At 66.8% G+C, this 19,566-nt stretch carries 17 protein-coding genes, 1 tRNA gene and 1 other RNA gene; 5 read left to right on the top strand and 14 right to left on the bottom strand.

Going from position 1 to position 19,566, the window contains the following annotated elements; all coding sequences use genetic code 11:
• Nucleotides 1-2 precede the first annotated feature (2 nt).
• The 3 genes from lpdA to aceE are packed head-to-tail and all read right to left on the bottom strand — an operon-like array spanning nucleotide 3 to nucleotide 5,821.
• Complete coding sequence (gene lpdA, locus G015_RS0100370) at nucleotides 3-1,787, bottom strand: dihydrolipoyl dehydrogenase (protein WP_020145972.1); 1,785 nt, start codon at nucleotides 1,785-1,787, stop codon at nucleotides 3-5.
• Nucleotides 1,788-1,803: 16 nt separating this feature from the next.
• Complete coding sequence (aceF, locus tag G015_RS0100375; protein WP_083925110.1) at nucleotides 1,804-3,246, bottom strand: dihydrolipoyllysine-residue acetyltransferase; 1,443 nt, start codon at nucleotides 3,244-3,246, stop codon at nucleotides 1,804-1,806.
• Nucleotides 3,158-5,821 (bottom strand): pyruvate dehydrogenase (acetyl-transferring), homodimeric type, encoded by a 2,664-nt coding sequence (aceE, locus tag G015_RS0100380; RefSeq protein ID WP_018175348.1) that lies wholly within the window; start codon nucleotides 5,819-5,821, stop codon nucleotides 3,158-3,160. Before aceE ends, aceF begins: the two co-directional genes overlap by 89 nt.
• Before the next feature lie 274 nt (nucleotides 5,822-6,095).
• Here aceE and rnt point away from each other — a divergent pair, with 274 nt between their 5' ends.
• Nucleotides 6,096-6,782, top strand: coding sequence for a ribonuclease T (gene rnt, locus G015_RS0100385; RefSeq protein ID WP_018137626.1), 687 nt, complete (start codon nucleotides 6,096-6,098; stop codon nucleotides 6,780-6,782).
• A gap of 228 nt (nucleotides 6,783-7,010) precedes the next feature.
• Here rnt and grxD read toward each other — a convergent pair whose 3' ends face one another.
• From grxD to G015_RS0100430, 10 genes are all read right to left on the bottom strand, one after another.
• Entirely contained in the window at nucleotides 7,011-7,340 is a 330-nt protein-coding gene (grxD, locus tag G015_RS0100390) for a Grx4 family monothiol glutaredoxin (RefSeq protein WP_018875229.1), read from the bottom strand.
• 82 nt (nucleotides 7,341-7,422) lie between these two features.
• On the bottom strand, nucleotides 7,423-8,517 hold the full coding sequence (gene ychF, locus G015_RS0100395) for a redox-regulated ATPase YchF (RefSeq protein ID WP_020145974.1): 1,095 nt from the start codon (nucleotides 8,515-8,517) through the stop codon (nucleotides 7,423-7,425).
• On the bottom strand, nucleotides 8,514-9,125 hold the full coding sequence (gene pth, locus G015_RS0100400) for an aminoacyl-tRNA hydrolase (RefSeq protein ID WP_020145975.1): 612 nt from the start codon (nucleotides 9,123-9,125) through the stop codon (nucleotides 8,514-8,516). The genes ychF and pth overlap by 4 nt, the downstream gene beginning before the upstream one ends.
• Nucleotides 9,126-9,157: 32 nt before the next feature.
• On the bottom strand, nucleotides 9,158-9,862 hold the full coding sequence (locus G015_RS0100405) for a 50S ribosomal protein L25/general stress protein Ctc (protein ID WP_018993509.1): 705 nt from the start codon (nucleotides 9,860-9,862) through the stop codon (nucleotides 9,158-9,160).
• Between the two features lie 107 nt (nucleotides 9,863-9,969).
• On the bottom strand, nucleotides 9,970-10,926 hold the full coding sequence (locus G015_RS0100410; RefSeq protein ID WP_026182170.1) for a ribose-phosphate diphosphokinase: 957 nt from the start codon (nucleotides 10,924-10,926) through the stop codon (nucleotides 9,970-9,972).
• A gap of 130 nt (nucleotides 10,927-11,056) precedes the next feature.
• Nucleotides 11,057-11,169, bottom strand: a non-coding RNA gene (locus G015_RS13805) — RtT sRNA.
• Nucleotides 11,170-11,202: 33 nt separating this feature from the next.
• Nucleotides 11,203-11,277, bottom strand: a tRNA-Gln gene (locus G015_RS0100415).
• Nucleotides 11,278-11,482: 205 nt separating this feature from the next.
• Nucleotides 11,483-12,376 (bottom strand): 4-(cytidine 5'-diphospho)-2-C-methyl-D-erythritol kinase, encoded by an 894-nt coding sequence (gene ispE / locus G015_RS0100420; RefSeq protein ID WP_020145976.1) that lies wholly within the window; start codon nucleotides 12,374-12,376, stop codon nucleotides 11,483-11,485.
• Nucleotides 12,373-12,978, bottom strand: a complete 606-nt coding sequence (lolB, locus tag G015_RS0100425; RefSeq protein ID WP_038049966.1) for a lipoprotein insertase outer membrane protein LolB — start codon at nucleotides 12,976-12,978, stop codon at nucleotides 12,373-12,375. Before lolB ends, ispE begins: the two co-directional genes overlap by 4 nt.
• Before the next feature lie 44 nt (nucleotides 12,979-13,022).
• Nucleotides 13,023-14,741, bottom strand: coding sequence for a tetratricopeptide repeat protein (locus G015_RS0100430; RefSeq protein WP_020145978.1), 1,719 nt, complete (start codon nucleotides 14,739-14,741; stop codon nucleotides 13,023-13,025).
• A gap of 256 nt (nucleotides 14,742-14,997) precedes the next feature.
• Here G015_RS0100430 and hemA point away from each other — a divergent pair, with 256 nt between their 5' ends.
• Genes hemA through prmC form a run of 3 tightly spaced genes read left to right on the top strand, consistent with a single transcriptional unit; the run spans nucleotide 14,998 to nucleotide 18,235 of the window.
• Nucleotides 14,998-16,296, top strand: coding sequence for a glutamyl-tRNA reductase (gene hemA, locus G015_RS0100435; protein ID WP_020145979.1), 1,299 nt, complete (start codon nucleotides 14,998-15,000; stop codon nucleotides 16,294-16,296).
• The gene (gene prfA / locus G015_RS0100440; protein ID WP_020145980.1) at nucleotides 16,293-17,378 is read left to right on the top strand and encodes a peptide chain release factor 1; all 1,086 of its coding nucleotides are present in this window, start codon (nucleotides 16,293-16,295) and stop codon (nucleotides 17,376-17,378) included. The genes hemA and prfA overlap by 4 nt, the downstream gene beginning before the upstream one ends.
• The gene (prmC, locus tag G015_RS0100445) at nucleotides 17,378-18,235 is read left to right on the top strand and encodes a peptide chain release factor N(5)-glutamine methyltransferase (protein ID WP_020145981.1); all 858 of its coding nucleotides are present in this window, start codon (nucleotides 17,378-17,380) and stop codon (nucleotides 18,233-18,235) included. The genes prfA and prmC overlap by 1 nt, the downstream gene beginning before the upstream one ends.
• A 49-nt stretch (nucleotides 18,236-18,284) precedes the next feature.
• Here the strand turns inward: prmC and G015_RS0100450 are convergent, their stop codons facing one another.
• Nucleotides 18,285-18,644 carry a hypothetical protein gene (locus tag G015_RS0100450; RefSeq protein WP_026278812.1) on the bottom strand — a complete coding sequence of 120 codons (360 nt, stop codon included), beginning with the start codon at nucleotides 18,642-18,644 and terminating at the stop codon, nucleotides 18,285-18,287.
• A gap of 163 nt (nucleotides 18,645-18,807) precedes the next feature.
• Between G015_RS0100450 and G015_RS0100455 the strand changes: the two genes are divergently transcribed.
• Nucleotides 18,808-19,563 (top strand): molybdopterin-synthase adenylyltransferase MoeB, encoded by a 756-nt coding sequence (locus tag G015_RS0100455; RefSeq protein WP_018175340.1) that lies wholly within the window; start codon nucleotides 18,808-18,810, stop codon nucleotides 19,561-19,563.
• Nucleotides 19,564-19,566: the final 3 nt, after the last annotated feature.

Here is a 19,566-nt window from a genome sequence, read left to right on the forward strand (position 1 = left end):
AACTAGCGACTCTTGGGCGGCAGGATATCGGTGATCGAACCGTGCGCGACCTCGGCGGCGAAGGCCACCGTCTCGCTCAGGGTCGGGTGCGGATGCACGGTCAGACCGATGTCTTCCATCTCCGCCCCCATCTCCAGTGCCAGCATCGCCTCGCCGATCAGATCGCCGGCGGACGGCCCCACCAGACCCGCGCCGATCACCCGGCCATCGGCATCGAACAGCAGCTTGGTCATGCCGTCCTCGGCGCCCAGGGCGATCGCGCGACCGGAGGCGGCCCAGGGGAACACGCCCTTGGTGTACTCGATGCCGTCGGCCTTGGCCTGCTCCTCGGTCACGCCCATCCAGGCGACCTCGGGGTGGGTGTAGGCCACCGACGGGATCGCGCGGGCGTCGAAGTGCACCTTGTGCCCGGCGATCACCTCGGCCGCGACCTTGCCCTCGTGGGTGGCCTTGTGCGCCAGCATCGGCTGGCCGACCACGTCGCCGATGGCGAAGATGTGCTCGACGTTCGTGCGCTGCTGGCTGTCGACCTCGATGAAACCGCGCTCGGTTACCTGCACGCCTGCTGCCTCGGCGCTGATCTTCGCGCCGTTCGGGCTGCGCCCCACGGCGACCAGCACACGGTCGAAGGTGTCCTCTTCCGGCAGGCCCTTGGCCTCGCCCTCGAACTGGCAGACGATCCCGGCCTTGGTGGCCTTGGCCCCGTTCACCTTGCTCTTGAGGAAGATATTCTCGAAGCGCTTCTTCGCACGCTTCTCGAACGGGCGCACGATGTCGCGGTCCGCGCCCGGCATCAGGGTATCGGACAGCTCGACCACCGTGACCTTCGCGCCCAGCGACTCGTACACGCAGGCCATCTCCAGGCCGATGATGCCGCCGCCGACCACCAGCATGCGCTCGGGGATGTCGGCCAGATCGAGGGCGCCGGTGGAGTCCATCACCCGTTCGTCGTCCCAGGGGAAACCGGGCAGCTTGATCGCCTGCGAACCGACCGCGATGATCGCGTGCTCGAAGCCAATCACCTCGCGGCCGCCGTCGCCCTCGACCGCGATGCTGTTGGCGCCGACAAACTCGCCCACACCCTGCACCACGCGCACCTTGCGCTGCTTGCACAGCTGCTTGAGCCCGCCGGTCAGCTTCTTGACCGTCTTGTCCTTGTAGCCCCGCAGGCCGTCGAGATCGATCTCCGGCTCGCCGAACTTGATGCCCAGCGCGGCAAAGCGCTCAGCCTCGTGCAGCACCTCGCCGGCGTGCAGCAGCGCCTTGGACGGGATACAGCCGACGTTCAGGCAGACCCCGCCGATCTGCGGGTAGCGCTCGACCATCACCACGTCCAGCCCCAGGTCCGCGGCGCGGAAGGCGGCGGTATAGCCGCCGGGGCCGGAGCCCAGCACCAGGACCTGGCACTGGCTGTCGGTATTCGGGTCGGCGGCCGCCTTGGGTGCCGCCTTCTGCGGCTCACTCGCGGCGCCCGATTCCACCTTGGCGGATTCGGTCTTCTCGCCACCGGATGCGGGGGCGTCATCGCTTCCGCCCGCAGCCTCGCCACTGGCCTCGAGATCGAGGAGCTTGCTGCCCTGGGAGACCTTGTCCCCGACCTTCACATGCAGCTTCTTCACGGTGCCGGCCTCTGGGGCGGGCACGTCGATGGTCGCCTTGTCGGACTCCAGCGTGATCAGCGGGTCCTCCGGTGCGATCTCGCTGCCCGGCTGTACCAGGACCTCGATGATCTCGACGTCCTTGAAATCCCCGATATCCGGGACCTCGATGGTCTTGGTCTGGCTCATGACAAAGCTCCGGTCGTTACAGCAGCATGCGGCGCATGTCGGACAGCAATGCGCTCAGCGTGGTGGCAAAACGGGCGCCCAGCGCGCCATCGATCACACGGTGATCGTAGGACAGCGCCAGCGGCAGGATCAGGCGCGGCTCGAACTCCTTGCCGTTCCAGACCGGCTTCATGCTGGAGCGCGACACGCCCAGGATCGCCACCTCGGGGGCATTCACGATCGGCGTGAACTGCGTCCCGCCGATCCCGCCGAGGCTGGAGATGGTCAGGCAGCCGCCCTGCATGTCCGCGGGCTTGAGCTTCTTGTCGCGAGCGCGCTGGGACAGGTCCATCAGCTCGGAGGCGATGTCGACCAGGCTCTTGCGATCGACGTCGCGCACCACCGGGACGACCAGGCCGTCCGGCGTATCGACCGCGATACCGAGGTTGTAGTACTGCTTCAGGATCAGGTTCTCGCCGGTCGCATCCAGCGAGGCATTGAAGCGCGGGTACTGCTTGAGCGCGGAGACCACCGCCTTCATCAGGAACGGCAGGAAGGTAACCTTCACGCCCTTCTTCTCGTACTCGGCCTTCAGCGACTTTCGGAAGTCCTCGAGCTCGGTGATGTCGGCCTCGTCGAACTGGGTCACGTGCGGGACAGTGACCCAGTTGCGATGCAGGTTCTTGCCGGTGAGCTTGTTGATCTTCGACAGCGGCTGGGTCTCGATCGGACCGAACTCGGAGAAGTCGATCTCCGGCATCGGCTCGACCCCCAGGCCGCCGCCGGCGCCCTGACTCAGCGCGCGCTTGACGAAGCCCTGCACGTCCTCGCGCAGGATGCGCCCCTTGCGCCCGGAACCCTCGACCTTGCTCAGGTCCACGCCCAGTTCGCGCGCGAACTTGCGCACCACCGGCGAGGCGTGGGCCTTGCGGAAGGCCGATTCGTCGCGGATGTGCTCGGTCGGCGACGGCCGCGGATCGGCCCGGTCGGCGGCCTTCGGTGCCGGGGATGGCTGCGGCTTCTCGGCCGCGGGAGCCGGCTCGGCCGGGGCATCCGTGGAAGACGGCGCTTCCTGCTTCGGCGCCTCGTCCTTGGTAGAGGTGTCCTCGGCGGCGCCCTCGTCGGAGGGCTCCAGCTCCAGGATCGGGTCGCCCTGGTTGACGCGGTCGCCGGCCTTCACCTTCAGCGCCTTCACGGTGCCGCCCTGCGGGGCCGGGATCTCGATGGAGGCCTTGTCGGACTCCAGCGTGATCAGCGGATCCTCGGGGGCCACGGTGTCGCCGGGGCTGACGATGACCTCGATGATCTCGACGTCCTTGAAGTCGCCGATATCCGGGACGTGCACAGTAGTCGTGTTGCTCATGTCTGCTCCTGCCTCGGGTCCGGCGGCCTCAGGCCTGCAAGGGGTTGGGCCGTTCGACGTCGATCTTGTACTTCTTGATCGCGTCGGAGACGGTCTTGACCTCGACGGTCCCGTTATCGGCCAAGGCCTTCAGGGCCGTGACCGCGATGTGGTAACGATCCACCTCGAAGTGGCGTCGCAGCGCGGCACGGGTATCCGAGCGACCGAAGCCGTCGGTCCCCAGCACGCGGTATTCGGCCGGCACGAAGGCACGGATCTGGTCGGCATAGGCCTGCACGTAGTCGGTCGCGGCGATTACCGGATCCTCCGAGCCACCCAGACATTCCTCCACCCAGGACTTGCGCGGCTTGGCCTCCGGATGCAGCCGCGCATGGCGCTCGACATCGCGGCCGTCGCGGGCCAGCTCGTTGAAGCTGGTCGCGCTCCAGACCTCGGCGGCGACGCCGAAGTCCTTATCCAGCAGTTCGGCGGCGGCAATGGCCTCGCGCAGGATGGTGCCGGAACCCAGCAGGCGCACCTTCTTCTTTTTGCGCCCCCCCGCCTGGAAGCGATACAAACCGCGACGGATGCCCTCTTCGGCACCCTTCGGCATGGCCGGCTGCGGGTAGTTCTCGTTCATCACGGTGATGTAGTAGAAGACGCTCTCCTGCTCCGCGTACATGCGGCGCATGCCATCCTGCACGATCACCGCCAGCTCAAAGGCGAAGGTCGGGTCGTAGGCGATGCAGTTGGGCACGTTGGCGGCCATCATCAGGCTGTGACCGTCGTCGTGCTGCAGGCCCTCGCCGGCCAGCGTGGTCCGCCCGGCGGTAGCGCCCATCAGGAAGCCACGGGCACGCATGTCGCCGGCGGCCCAGATCAGGTCGCCAATGCGCTGGAAGCCGAACATCGAATAGAAGATGTAGAACGGCACCATCGCCACGCCATGGGTGGAGTAGGAGGTGGCCGCCGCGATCCAGGAGGACATGGAACCGGCCTCGTTGATCCCCTCTTCGAGGATCTGGCCCTTCTTGTCCTCCTTGTAATACATCACCTGGTCCTTGTCCTGCGGCTCGTAGAGCTGACCGACCGAGGAGTAGATTCCCAGCTGGCGGAACAGCCCTTCCATGCCGAAGGTACGCGCCTCGTCGGGCACGATCGGGACGATGTTCTTGCCGATCTTCTTGTCGCGGGCAAGCAGGGTCAGCAGACGCACGAAGGCCATGGTGGTGGACATCTCGCGCTCGCCGGAGGCCTCCAGCAGGCCGTTGAAGGCGTCCAGCCCCGGGATCTCCAGCGGGGTGGCCAGCGGGCGGCGCACCGGCAGATAGCCGCCCAGGTCCTTGCGCCGCTCGTGCATGTACTTCATTTCTTCGGAGTCGGGGTCCGGCTTGATGTACTCGGCCTTCTCCACCTGCTCGTCGGACAGCGGAATGTTGAAGCGGTCGCGGAACTGCTTCATGTCGTCCGCGTCCATCTTCTTCTGGCTGTGGGTACGGTTCTGGGCCTCGCCCGCCGACCCCATGCCGTAGCCCTTCACGGTGTGCGCGAGGATCACGGTCGGCTGCCCCTTGTGCTCCGCGGCCTCCTTGTAGGCTGCATAGACCTTGACCGGGTCATGGCCACCGCGATTCAGGCGCCAGATGTCCTCGTCGGACATATTGGCCACCATGCGCTTGAGCTCGGGGTACTTGCCGAAGAAGTGCTCGCGGACGTAGGCGCCATCGCGCGACTTGTAGTTCTGGTAGTCGCCGTCGACCGCCTCCATCATGCGTTTCTGCAGCAGGCCGTCAGTGTCCTTCGCCAGCAGCGGGTCCCAGTAGCGGCCCCACAGCACCTTGACCACGTTCCACCCGGCGCCGCGGAAGATCGCCTCCAGCTCCTGGACGATCTTGCCGTTGCCGCGGACCGGGCCGTCCAGGCGCTGCAGGTTGCAGTTCACCACCCAGGTCAGGTTGTCCAGCTTCTCGCGCGAGGCCAGCGTGATTGCCCCCAGGGTCTCCGGCTCGTCCACCTCGCCGTCACCGACAAAGCTCCAGACGCGGCGGTTCTCGGTCTGCGCCAGGCCGCGATCCTGCAGATAGCGCATGAAACGCGCCTGGTAGATGCTCATGATCGGGCCCAGACCCATGGACACGGTCGGGAACTGCCAGAAGTCCGGCATCAGCCAGGGATGCGGGTAGGAGGACAGGCCCTTGCCGTCCACCTCGCGGCGGAAGTGGTCCAGCTGCTCCTCGGTCAGGCGGCCTTCCATGAACGCGCGGGCATAGATCCCCGGCGAGGAGTGCCCCTGGGCAAACAGCAGGTCGCCGCCATGATCGTGCGACGGGGCGTGCCAGAAGTGATTAAAGCCGACGTCATAGAGCGTAGCGGCGGATGCGAAGGTCGCGATATGCCCGCCCAGCTCGGCCGATACGCGGTTGGCCTTGACCACCATCGCCATCGCGTTCCAGCGGATATAGGAGCGGATGCGGTGCTCCACCGCGCCGTCGCCCGGGTATTCGGGCTCCAGGTGCGTAGGGATGGTGTTCACGTAGGCGGTATTGGCCGAATACGGGAGGTAGGCCCCGCTGCGGCGCGCCTTGTCGACCAGGCGCTCCAGCAGGGCGTGCGCCCGTTCGGGGCCGTCGGTCTCCAGCACGGAGGCCAGGGCGTCAATCCACTCCTGGGTCTCCTGCGGGTCGATATCGTGTTCGGTCGCGTTCGGGTCCATGCGTCTACCCCTGAAAACGGGTTGGGAATCAGGATGCCATCACGGCTCCAGGCCACCGGGCGGGCGGGCATTTGCTACCATGCGCCGGTGTTGGGCGGGCATAAAAGGCGCAAGTATCCCGACTGAGCCGCCAACAGGTCAAGCGAAAGCCGCCTATGGCGCCGATCTTCGGGAAAATCTGCGGGAAAAGCCGCAAACATCACGAAAGCCCACGCTCTCGCCGCCAACACCCGCGAATACCGCCCGCCGACCCCATTCAGGACCGAGCACACCGATGGCCGAACCCGTCCAGCTGGACCCACAGCACCGCCCCATGGCAAACCGATTTCGCGGCTTCCTGCCCGTTGTGGTAGATGTCGAGACGGGAGGCTTCGATTGTCGGCGACATGCCCTTTTGCAGGTCGCGGCCGTGTTCCTGCGCCGCGACGAAAACGACCATCTGGTGCGCGACCGCACCGTGAGCCTGCACGTGCGCCCCTATGAGGGGTCGGAGATGGATCCAAAGTCGCTGGAGGTGAACGGGATCGACCCCTACCACCCGCTGCGCGCGGCCTACCCCGAAGATCAGGCCATGGGCCGGCTGTTCAGCGAGGTCCGACGGGAGGTGAAGATCAACCACTGCAAGCGCGCAATCCTGGTCGGGCACAACGCACACTTCGATCTCGGCTTCGTGCATACCGCCGCCGAGCGCTGCGGGATCAAGCGCAACCCGTTCCACCCGTTTTCCAGCCTGGATACCGTGTCCCTGGCCGCACTGGCGTTCGGCCAGACGGTGCTGGCACGGGCGGCCGATGCCGCGGGGCTGGGATGGGATACGGAAGCCGCTCACAGCGCGGCATTTGATGCGGAAAAGACAGCGGATATTTTCTGCCAGATCGCGAACCGCTGGCAGGACGGGGTCGGGGTCCCGCAGAACGCCCTGCGCCTGCCCGACCCGGAAGAGCTGCCGCCGGGGAGCTGACGCCGACCCGGGGTAACACCCACAGATCGCCATGCCCCTGCGGGGCTCGCGATGACACTACCGCAACCCCGTCATTGCGAACCCCGCAGGGGGTGAAGCAATCGCCCGACATTTCGGCGGCGGCAGGGCCCGGGGGCTACGTCAGGAGATCGCCACGGCCCCTGGCGGGGCCTCGCGATGACGGTTTCGGGGTGTGCGACAGCCCTTCGGGCTGACGCACCAGGAGTTCTAACTCGCCGCGCGCTTGGCGTGGGCCTCTTCGACCGCCTTCTTCAGCTCACCGCTTTCGAACATCTCAAGGGTGATGTCGCAGCCACCGATCAGCTCGCCATCCACATAGACCTGCGGGAAGGTCGGCCAGTCGGCGAAGCGCGGCAGGTTCTGCATGACCTCCTGGTCAGCGATCACGTTCACGTAGGCGAACTCCTGCTCGCAGCGCTTGAGCGCCTCGACCGCGCGGCTGGAGAAGCCACACATCGGGAACTGCGGGGTGCCCTTCATGAAGATCACCACCGGATTGTCTTCCACCTGCTGGCGGATGCGGTCCATTACGTCCATCGAAGTACTCCCAAAGATTCGGTGCAAAACAGGGCGAGGCACCAGCGGCACCACACCCGATAATCAATTCGCAGTGTAACGCTCAGACATTGAAGCGGAAATGTACCACGTCGCCTTCGTGCATTAGGTATTCCTTGCCTTCCAGGCGCCATTTCCCGGCGTCCTTCGCACCCTGCTCGCCATTGTTCGCGACGAAGTCGTCATACCCCACCACTTCGGCACGGATGAAACCGCGCTCGAAATCGGTGTGGATCGCACCCGCGGCCTGCGGCGCAGTGGAACCCCGACGCACGGTCCAGGCTCGCACTTCTTTCTCGCCGGCGGTAAAGAAGGTCTGCAGGTCCAGAAGCCGGTAGGCGGTACGGATCACCCGATCCAGCCCCGGCTCCTCGAGCCCGAGATCGGCCAAGAATTCGGCCCGCTCCTCCGGATCCAGCACGGCGATCTCGGCCTCGATGGCCGCACAGACGCTGACCACCTCGGCGCCCTCCTCGGTCGCCTTGGCCCGCACCGCCTCGACCATCGCGTTGCCGCCGGCCAGCGAGGCCTCGTCGACGTTGGCGATATACATCAGCGGCTTGATCGTCAGCAGATGCAGGTCATAGAGCAGGCGCCGCTCGTCCTCGTCCAGGTCCTGGGCCCGCGCCGGAATCCCCTGATCCAGGCCGGCCGCGACTTTTTCGGCCGCCTTCAGCTGCGCGATGGCCGTCTTGTCCTGCGACTTCGCCGCTCGCGCCAGTCGGGTCAGCGCCTTGCTGGCGGTCTCGAGGTCCGCCAGCATCAACTCGGTGCTGATCGTCTCGATATCGGCCAGTGGATCAACCTTGCCGGCCACGTGCACGATGTCGTCGTCCTCGAAACAGCGCACCACCTGGGCGATCGCATCCGTCTCGCGGATGTGAGCAAGGAACTTGTTGCCCAGCCCCTCGCCCTGCGCGGCACCGGCCACCAGACCCGCGATATCAACGAACTCCACCGTGGTGGCCAGCGTACGCTCGGGCTTCACGATCTCGGTGAGCCGCGCCAGGCGCGGATCCGGCACCTCCACCACACCCACGTTCGGGTCGATGGTGCAGAACGGGTAGTTCTCCGCGGCGATCTCCGCGCGGGTCAGGGCATTGAACAGGGTCGACTTGCCGACGTTCGGCAGGCCGACGATCCCGCACTTCAGACTCATGGGGTTTCCTCGGATGTTGCGCGGGCCGCCTTCGACCCGCCGCCATGCAGATTACGTACAGCCTCGTCCCAGCGCCCGGCAATCAGCGCCGGCACCTGGTCCAGCGCGGCATCGATGGCATCCTCGATCGCACGGGCATCGTCCCGACCAGGCCGGTCCAGCACGAACGGGACGACGTCGTCGCGGTGCCCGGGGTGACCGATACCCAGGCGCAGCCGGGCATAGTTCGGCCCACCCATATGGCGATGCAGGTCGCGCAGACCATTGTGGCCACCGTGCCCGCCGCCCATCTTCAGGCGCGCGACACCGGGGTCCAGGTCGAGCTCGTCATGCACCACGAGAATCTCTTCAGGGGCAATACGATAGAAATCCGCGCACTTGCGCACCGGGAGACCGCTCTTGTTCATGAAACTCATGGGCTTGAACAGCCAGCAGTCGCCCTCGGGCAGAGTCAGCCGCGCCGCCTCGCCATCGAAGCGGCCCTCGCTGCGAAATTCGGTGGAATGACGACGAGCCAGGGCATCCACAAACCAGAAGCCCGCGTTATGCCGGGTCTCGGCATAACGCGGGCCCGGATTGCCCAGCCCGACGATCAGGCGAATAGCCATGGGTCAGAAGGGCGCAGGAATGGCCGTGAGGCTTATTCCTTGTCCTCGGACCCGCCTTCGTCGCCGGAGGAGGACGCTTCTTCGCCACCCTCGGCCTCGGCACCCTCGGCCTCGGCGGCTTCGACTTCCTCGCCCTCTTCTTCTTCGGCCTTCGCGGCACGCGGGAGCAGGACACTGACCACGGCGTAGTCGTAGTCCTCGCCGTGCATCAGGGCCACACTTTCCACACCCTTCGGCAGTTTCAGCTCGGAGATGTGGATGGTGTCACCGACGTCCATCTCGACCACATCGATATCGATGGACTCGGGCAGGTCGCCCGGCAGGCACTCGACTTCGATGTCGTTCAGCATGCGGCTGACCATGCCACCACCCAGCTTCACGCCCTTGCATTCTTCCTCATTGTGGAAGTGCAGCGGCACGTGCACACGGATCGGCTGGTTCGCCGACACACGCAGCAGATCCACGTGGTAGATGGTCGGCTTGAACGGATGACGCTGCACGTCGCGCAGGATCGCCTTCTCGCTCTTGCCATCCAGCTTGACCGTCAGGATGTGCGAGTAGAACGCATCATGCTTCAGGTTGTGCACCATCGCGTTGTGGTCGAGGGTGATCGGCTGCGCGTCATTCTCGCCACCGTACAGGATGGCGGGCAGCTTGCCGGCGCGACGCAGGCGGCGGCTCGCACTCGATCCCTGCTCGTCCCGCTTCTCGGCTTCAATGGTAAAACTCATGCTCATCGTTGCTTTCTCCAAATGAACACGCCTCATCCGCGACCAGATGAGGCGTGAAGTTGGGGGACAATCCCCCGAAATCGTGGCGCCAGTAGCGCCTTGTGCCCGAGGCTTCAGTCCACAAACAGCGAACTGACCGATTCCTCGAGATTAATCCGACGAATGGTCTCGGCCAGCATCTCCGCGACCGACAGCTGCCGGATCTTTGCACAGGCCTGGGCATTCGGCTGCAGGGCCAGAGTGTCGGTCACCACCAGCTCGTCCAGCGCCGAACCGTTAATGTTATCAATTGCTGCACCAGAAAGCACGGGGTGCGTGGCGTAGGCGCTCACCGACGCCGCACCGTGCGCCTTCAGGGCCTTGGCCGCCTGACACAGCGTGCCGGCGGTATCCACCAGGTCGTCGATGATGATGCAGGACTTGTCGCGCACATCACCGATGATATGCATCACCTCGGACTCGTTCGCACGCGGACGGCGCTTGTCGATGATCGCCAGATCGGCATCATCCAGGCGCTTGGCAATCGCGCGGGCACGCACCACACCGCCAACATCCGGCGAAACCACGGTCAGATTGCCGGAGACATGCCGCCAGACATCGCCCAGCAGCACCGGCGAGGCGTAGATGTTGTCCACCGGGACGTTGAAGAAGCCCTGCACCTGATCCGCGTGCACATCGATAGTCAGCACGCGATCGGCACCGACCGCCTCGATCATGTTCGCGACCACCTTGGCCGAAATCGGCACCCGCGCCGAGCGCACCCGGCGGTCCTGGCGGGCGTAGCCGAAGTACGGGATCACGGTGGTAATGCGACCGGCCGAGGCGCGCCGCAGCGCGTCCACCATGATGACCAGCTCCATGATGTTCTCGTTGGTCGGCTGCCCGGTCGGCTGGATCAGGAACACGTCGCGACCGCGCACGTTCTCCAGGATCTCGACCTGCACCTCGCCGTCGCTGAAGCGGCCCACAATCGCCTTGCCCATCGGCAGGCCCAGGTGCTCGGCAACGCTCTGTGCCAGGCGGGGGTTCGCGTTCCCCGCGAAGACCATCATTCGGCTCTTGTCGACCACGGTTTTTTCCGGTCTGGGTGGTGCGGAGCGGGTGAACGGGTCACCTGGCTCCAAAATAGACCCCGGCGTGGCGCCGGGGCCTGTGGTGTGTGGCGCGGTGGCGATATCCAGCATCACCACCCGCGTTGTATGGCTGGGCCGGCAGGATTACGGCGCTTCGGGCCGCCGCCAGTGGCGGCGTTCTCTCGCGGCTATGCCGCTCGAGTCGAACCCGGTTCTCATCCTGCCAGCCCTTTGGCCGGTGCCGCGGCGCCGTGCGCCGCGGGTTTCGTTGTATGGCTGGGCCGGCAGGATTCGAACCTGCGCATGACGGGATCAAAACCCGTTGCCTTACCGCTTGGCTACGGCCCAATTACTCGTTGTTGCCTGCCCCAACCCTGTCCAGGTTCCGCTTCCGGAACCGATGACGGATCGGCTACCGCCGATCCGGGCCGGCAGGATGATGGCGCTGCGCGCCACCCTTCGGGCGCCACCTGCGGTGGCGTGCTCTCGCGGCTGCGCCGCTCGGGTCGAACCTGCGCATGACGGGATCAAAACCCGTTGCCTTACCGCTTGGCTACGGCCCAATTACTCGTTGCTCGGCACCATCATCCTCGGCGGCGCTGCGCGGAAGCCACTGCCGCAGGGGCGAAACATTCGCCAGCGGCGTCACCCAGCTCCGCCAGGGACGGGGCTGTGCGGTCTGCGCCTGGCGCGCGGCCGCCTCGTTCGGGAACATCCCAAAGATGCAGCCCCCGGTGCCACTCAAACGCGCGCGCTCCGTTTGCCCGCCCATCCAGTCCAGTGCCTCGCCAATGGCGGGATACTGCCGGCGAACCAGCGGCTCGAACACATTACGAAAGCGCGCGGCATCAATTTCGGGCGAAATTGTCTCGGCGGGACAGTCGCGTGTCAATTCCGCTGAGCCAAACATGGGCCCTGTCGCCACCGAAACGCCGGGGTCCACCAGCAGCAACCAGGCCAGATCCGGCTCCAGAGGAACCAGGCGATCCCCGACGCCTTCGGCCCAGGCCGCCCGGCCGCGCACAAAAACCGGCACATCAGCCCCCAGGCCCAATCCAATCGCGGCCAGGTCATCCTCCAACAGCCCGAGATCGAATAGTCGGTTCAGTACGACCAGCGTGGTTGCGGCGTCGGAACTGCCCCCACCCAGGCCACCTCCAATCGGGATGCGCTTGTCGAGATGCACCCGCACCCCAAAGGATGAACCGCTGGCCTCCGCCAGCGCCCGCGCGGCCCGCAGGCACAGGTTGTGACCTCCATCGAGCGCCCCGGCCGACATCTCGAATCGCCCCCGCTCCAGCGGTTCGAAGCGCAGCGAATCCGCCAGCCCGACGAACTGAAACACGCTCTGCAGCTCATGGTAACCATCGGCGCGCCGCCCCGTGATATGCAGAAATCGGTTGATCTTGGCCGGCGCGGGGAAGGCCACATCGAAATCGCCGCTCATCGCGTCGCCACGTGCCAGTTAGCGATGCGCACACGCAGCTCCACGCCCTCGCGCTCGAGGTCCATGCGCACCGGGAGCGCCATGCCGTCAACCTCATCGAACTCGCCGAACTCGATCACCCAGCCGGACTGCTCGATGCGCCGGGGCAAGCCGTCCTCGTCCACCTCGAGATCGTACTCGGCGCCCGGCGCGAGCAGACCCCGCACCCAGTAGCGCATGCCGGACACCGGTATCGACTCGTTCGTCAGGTAGGCGACCAGAGCATCCGGGTCCTCGGCCTGATACTGCTCGCCGGCTCGCGTGATCAGCACCGCGGGTTGATCCGGGGCCAGCGTCAGACGGCCACCCCCACGTCCCATGGGACCAGACAAGTCGAGGACATGGCGCTCCTGCTGCACGCGCCAATTCAGCTGCGCGGACCAGTATTCCGTCTCGGTGGAGAGCCCCAGACGGGCCGCCAGGCGCCACTCATCAAAGGCCTTCACGACCTCGGCGCGCTCGTCGAAGGCCTGTCGTGCAGCGGGGTCTTCGGTACGAGGCATTGGGGCCGTACAACCGATCAGCACCAGCGCCACGACGACACCTGACACCCAACGGGTCACTCCCGCCCACGAGGGCGCACGGGACTCTGGGGATCCAGACAACATCAATCGAGAAGTTCGTCACGCACCCGCAGCAGGCGCTCGTGATCCGGCTCGCGCTCCAGTGCCGCCTCCAGAATGGAGCGGGCCTCGTCGCGTTCGCCCCGCTCCCAGAGCACCACGGCGAGGTTGCTCGCGATCTCCCCGTCGTCGGAGAGATCGTAGGCGCGGCGCAGGAAGTCCTCGGCCTCGTCGAGGCGCCCGAGGCGATAGAGGACCCAGCCATAACTGTCGATGATCGCCGCGTCGTCGGGCTCCTGCGCGTAGGCCCGCTCGATCAGATCCAGCGCCTCCTCATAGCGGTCGGTGCGATCAGCCAGGGTATAGCCGAGCGCATTCAGCGCGGCGACGTTCTCCGGATCGTTGTCCAGGATCGCGCGGAAATCCGCCTCGGCGGCCTCGATTTCATCCTGGCGCTCGTGCACCAGGCCGCGCATATACAGCAACCGGGTATCGCCGGGGAACTGCACCAGCCCCCGGTTCAGGCGTTCGCGCGCAGCCGTGTACTCGCCCTTTTCACGCAGCAGGTTCGCCTCGCCGAGATAGGCGCGTCGGGCAAGCTCCGTATCCGGGCCCTGCTGCATCTGTTCGAAACGCTCGCGCGCAGCCGACTCGCCCTCGACCTCCAGCGTCATACGCGCCGCACGCAGGCGGGCATCATCGGCGTGGCTGCCGCCCCCGACCCGCTCGTACGCCTGGCGCGCCCCCTCCGGGTCGTCTTCCATCTCGTGCAGCCGCCCCAGGTAGTAGGCGATGTCGTCCTCGCGCTCGCCCAGGGCGTCCAGTCGCTCCAGATAGGTCCGGGCCGGTCCCAGCTGTTCGGCCTCGAGGTTCATCAGCGCCAGGGCCAGCAGCAGCTGCACATCCTCCGGGTCCTGCTCGACCAGGCGGTCCATCTCTTCGCGTGCCATTTCGCGATCATCGTGCTCCGCCAGCATGCGGGCATAGCCAAAACGGGCCTCTCGGCTCTCGGGGTGGCTGGCCACCGTCGTGCGCAGTTCTTCCAGTGCCTCGTCGGACTGCCCCACCTCGTCCAGGGCACGGGCGCGCAACAGACGCAAAGACACGGATTCCGGGAAGCGCTCCACACCCCGAGCGGTCGCCTCCAGCGCCGGCTCGCCGGGCGCGAAGCGCAGTGCGGCCTCTGCAAATACGCGATGGACACCGACGTCGTCCTGACGCTGATCCGTCAGGCTCTCCAGGGCCTCCAGCGCGGCCTCGCGGTTGCGTGTCTGACCGACCACCGCCCCCAGCGCCGCGTAGGGATCTCCACCCTGCACGGTCTGCAGGTCAATCACCGTGCCCATCTGCTCGGCAGCGGGGTCCGGCTGCCCAAGGTCCAGACGCAGCACCGTGGACAGCTGCAGGGCATCCAGGCTCTCCGGTGCCAGCTGGCGCCAGCGCTCGGAAGACTGCAGGGCCTGGTTGCGGTCCTGGGCGAACAGCGCAATGCGGGTGGCCCGTTCGGCGATAGCCGGGTCGTCGCTGAGCAGGGCCGCGGCGCCGTAGTAGCGCGCGGCCTCTTCGTACTGCCCGGAGCGCACAGCAATCTCGCCGACCAGCACACCCAGCATCAGGGCCGCTTCCGGGTCCTGCGCCGGCATGATCGGGAGGATCACGGGGCGATCCACCTCCGGGGCCTCGCCCTCCGAGGCGCCCAGAGGCATGTGGGCGCAGCCCACCAGCACGAGCGCGGCCAGCGCCGCAAAAAGGGGTCGAATCATTTCGGGTCCGATCGGATTACTCCGTTGCATTCTGGGGAGACTCAGATAAGTGCATCACTTAGTTGCATCACTAATGGGACGCCCATCCCGTGCCACGGTTCCAAACCGGCAACCGTGCGGCACACCGGCTGGACACTGTAACGGACGGCACGGGTCGTTACACTACGCGCGTAGCCCTTGGGGAAGCACAAGTATCCTGGGTGACTTGTATGTTTTGGGGGCCTTTTCCGGGTATTTGCGGCACAATAGCGTCAGCATGCTGTTCACTCTTGGTATCAATCACAAAACCGCCCCGGTCGCGATCCGCGAACGGCTGTCGGTGAATGAAAGCCAGCTCGGCGAGGCCCTGCACTCGCTGCGCTCGGGCGTCCTGTTGCCGGAAACCGCGATCCTGTCGACCTGCAACCGCACCGAGGTGTACTTCCGCGAGGGCGGCAAGCAGTCGGAACATCGCGTGCTGGACTGGCTGGGCGGCTACCACGGCATCGACCGCGACGAACTCAGGCCCTACCTCTACCTGCACCACGACGGCTCCGCGGTGCGCCACACCCTGCGCGTGGCGAGCGGCCTGGATTCGCTGGTCCTCGGCGAGCCCCAGATCCTCGGGCAGATGAAGACGGCCTACCAGCATGCCCACGACGCCGGCACGCTGGGCCGCTCGCTGGAGCGCCTGTTCCAGCATGCCTTCGCCACCGCGAAGGACGTGCGTACCCAGACCGCGATCGGGCAGAGCGCCGTCTCAGTGGCCTTTGCCGCGGTCTCGCTGGCGCGCCAGATCTTTGGCGACCTGAAGCCGCTGACCGCGCTGGTGATCGGCGCCGGGGAGACGATCGAACTGGCGCTGCAGCACCTGTCCGGCCACGGGATCGGCCAGGTGATCGTCGCCAACCGCACCGAGGAGCGCGCCCAGGCCGTCGCCGAGCGCTTCGATGGCGAAGCGATCAGCCTGAACCAGTTACCGGATCGCCTGGCCGAGGCCGACATCGTCATCTCGTCCACCGCTGCCCCGCTGCCGATCCTCGGCAAGGGGGCGGTGGAACGCACCCTGCGCAAGCGCCGTCACAAGCCGATCTTCATGGTCGACATCGCCGTCCCGCGCGACATCGAGCCCGAGGTTGGCCAGCTCGAGGACGTCTACCTCTACACGGTGGATGACCTCCAGGAAGTGATCGACGAGAACATGGCCTCGCGCCAGGCCGCCGCCGCACAGGCCGAGGAGATCATCACCCAGCGCGCCAGCGAATTCATGCGCTGGCTGCGCGCCCGTGACTCCGTGGACAGCATCCGCCAGCTGCGTCAGCGCGCCGAGACCGTCAAGGCCGAATCCCTGGCCAGGGCCGAGGCGATGCTGCGCGCCGGCAAGTCGCCGGAAGAGGCCATGCAACTGCTGGCCCACACCCTGACCAACAAGCTGATGCACGCCCCCTGCAAGTCACTGAACACCGCCGCCCACGAGGGCGACGCGCGCCTGCTCAATGCCGCCCATCGGCTGTTCCAGCTTCCCAGCCCGGAAGACGACCCCGGCCACGACCCCGAGTCCGGCACCCGTTCGTGAAGGCCTCGTTCCGCACCAAGCTCGAGGGCCTGGCCGAGCGCCATGCCGAGATCGCACAGCTGCTGGCCACGCCGGACGCCGCCGAGGACGCCGACCAGCTGCGCCGTCTGTCGCAGGAATACAGCCAGCTCGAGCCGGTCGCCGCGGCCTGGAAGGCCTGGCACGACAACCAGGCCGCGCTGGAAGAGGCCCGCGCGATGCTCGCGGAGGACGACCCCGAACTGCGCGAAATGGCCGAGGCCGAGATCGCGACCCTGGCGGAACAGGCCGAGGCGCTGGAGGCCGAGCTCCATCGTCACCTGATCCCGAAGGACCCGCACGACAACGCCAACGTGTTCCTCGAGATCCGCGCCGGCACCGGCGGCGACGAGGCCGCCATCTTCGCCGGCGACCTGCTGCGCATGTATACCCGCTACGCCGAACAACAGGGCTGGAAGCTGGAGATCCTCAGCGCCAGCGAGGGCGAGCACGGCGGCTACCGCGAGGTGATCGGGCGCCTGGCCGGCCAGGGCGCCTTCTCGCGACTCAAGTTCGAGTCCGGCGCCCACCGCGTGCAGCGCGTGCCGGAGACCGAATCCCAGGGCCGCATCCACACCTCCGCGGCCACCGTCGCCATCCTGCCGGAGCTGGACGAGGTCGAGATGCCGGATATCAACCCGGCCGACCTGCGCGTGGACACCTTCCGCGCCTCCGGGGCCGGCGGCCAGCACGTGAACAAGACCGACTCCGCGATCCGCCTGACCCACCTGCCCACCGGCATCGTGGTCGAGTGCCAGGAAGAACGCTCGCAGCACAAGAACCGCGCCAAGGCGATGACCTACCTCGCCGCGCGCCTGTTCGAGGCCGAGCGCGAGGCCCAGGCCGCCGCGCAGAGCGCCGAGCGCAAGAGTCTGGTCGGCAGCGGCGACCGCTCCGAGCGCATCCGCACCTACAACTTCCCGCAGGGCCGCGTCACCGACCACCGCATCAACCTGACCCTGTACAAGCTGGAGCAGGTGATGGCCGGCGACCTCGACCCGGTGATCGACCCGCTGATCCACGAATACCAGGCCGAACAGCTCGCGACTCTCGCGGAGGCGTAATGGAAACGCCCGCGACGCTGGATGCCCTGCTGCGCGAACTTCGCCGCCGCCTGCAGGCGGCCGGATTGGAAGAGCCGGGGCTCGAGGCCCGCCTGCTGCTCGGCGCGGCGACCGGCCTCGACACCAGCGCCCTGATCGCCCGCGGGCTCGATGTCGCCTCCGCGTCGCAGCGCGAACGTGCCGACACCCTGTGCCGGCGTCGCGAGGCGGGCGAACCGATCGCCCATATCCTCGGCCGCCGCGCCTTCTGGACCCTCGATCTTGAGGTCTCCCCCGCCTGCCTGATCCCGCGCCCGGAGACCGAGCTGCTGGTGGAACAGGCAATCGCGGCCATCGACGCCTGCGAACGCGCGCATCCCCGGGTACTGGATCTGGGCACCGGCAGCGGCGCGATCATCCTCGCGCTGAAGGCGGAACGCCCGGCCATCGAGGCCGTCGCCACCGACCGCAGCCCGGACGCCCTGCGCCAGGCCCGTGCGAACGCCAACACCCTGGGGCTGGACGTGACCTTCCTGCAGGGGGCGTGGCTCGCCCCGTTCAAGCCCGAGGACGCCTTCGACATGATCGTCAGCAACCCGCCCTATATCGCCCAGGACGATCCCCACCTGACCCGCGGCGACCTGCGCTTCGAACCGAGGGAGGCACTGGCCGCACCGGAAGCCGGACTTGGCGATCTGTACACCATCATCGATACCGCACTCCTCCACCTGCTCCCGGATGCCCCGCTGCTGCTGGAGCACGGGTTCGATCAGGCCCGAGATGTTCGCGCCCGCATGCAACAGGCGGGCTATCGCGAGGTGCAGAGTTTGCGTGACCCCGCCGGGCACGAGCGCATCACGATCGGGAGCCGTCCATAAAAAAGCCCCGGCGCGAACGCCGGGGCCAACCGTGTGATGCGGGTGCTGCCTAGAACGGCAGATGCAGGTGCAGGTTCATCGAGCCGCTGGGCGAGCGGTGCCGCGGGCGGCTGTGGTAGTGGTGATGATGGTGCTGCTGGTAGCTGTGATAGTGCCGGTGATGATGGCCACGCCCGCGCTTATGCGAGCGCTTGGAATGCTTGTAGCCACGATAGCCGGGATGGCTGCGGGCATGCGGCGGGCCACCATAATGGCCCGGGCGATGATGCACATGCTGCAGAGCATCAGGGTCGAAGGCCGCGGCACCGGTGTGCACAAAGCCGGAGACCGGCTGGGCCGCATGCGCCGGGGCCGCCAGGGCAAACGCCAGCAACGCCGCCGGCGCCAGGGCGATCATCATGCGTTTCATCGTGTACCTCCTTGAACTGCGCAACTGGCAGAATTGCCAAGGTCCAAATTACGGGGTCTTCCTGAACGGTTCCTAACCGAGCCGCCCCAGGAGCGTGACGCCGGTTACACTTTGCCGTACTACGTGACTAAGCCTTGACCCGATTCACACTGGAGAACGCCCCGTGGATGACCCGGAACTGCTGCGCTACAGCCGCCAGATCATGCTGCCCGGTGTCGGAGTCGAGGGGCAGCAGCGCCTGCAGGAAGCACATGCGGTCATCATGGGCCTGGGCGGACTGGGTTCGCCGGTAGCCGCCTACCTCGCGGCCGCCGGGGTCGGACGACTCACGCTGGTCGACCCGGACCATGTCGAGGTCACGAACCTGCAGCGGCAGATCCTGCATACGGACGCGGATATCGGCCGCGACAAAGTGGAGTCCGCGGCGCGGCGCCTGGCGGCGATGAATCCGAACTGCCACGTCGAGACCCGCGCCGAACGCCTGGATGTGGATGCCATGACCACCCTGTTTGCAAAGGCCGACGTGGTCCTGGACGGCACCGACAACTTCGCCAGTCGGGGCGCGATCAACCGCGCGGCCGTAGCCAGCGGCACACCGCTGGTCTCCGGCGCGGTGATCCGCTTCGAGGGACAGCTCACCACCTTCGACTACCGCGACCCCGAGGCCGCCTGCTACCACTGCCTGTATGGCGAGGGCGGCGGGGACGAGGACACCTGTGCGGCCAATGGCGTACTGGCCAGCCTGCCGGGGGTGATCGGCAGCCTGCAGGCCACCGAGGCGCTCAAACTGCTGATCGGGCTCCCGACCCTGAGCGGGCGGCTACTGATGGTGGATGCGGCCGGCATGCAGTTTCGCGAGATTCGTCTGCGCCGCGACCCGGGTTGCCCGGTCTGCGCACAGCGCCCGGCGCGGGCCTGAGCG

The organism is Thioalkalivibrio sp. ALJ15 (genome assembly GCF_000383695.1).
GTDB lineage: Bacteria > Pseudomonadota > Gammaproteobacteria > Ectothiorhodospirales > Ectothiorhodospiraceae > Thioalkalivibrio.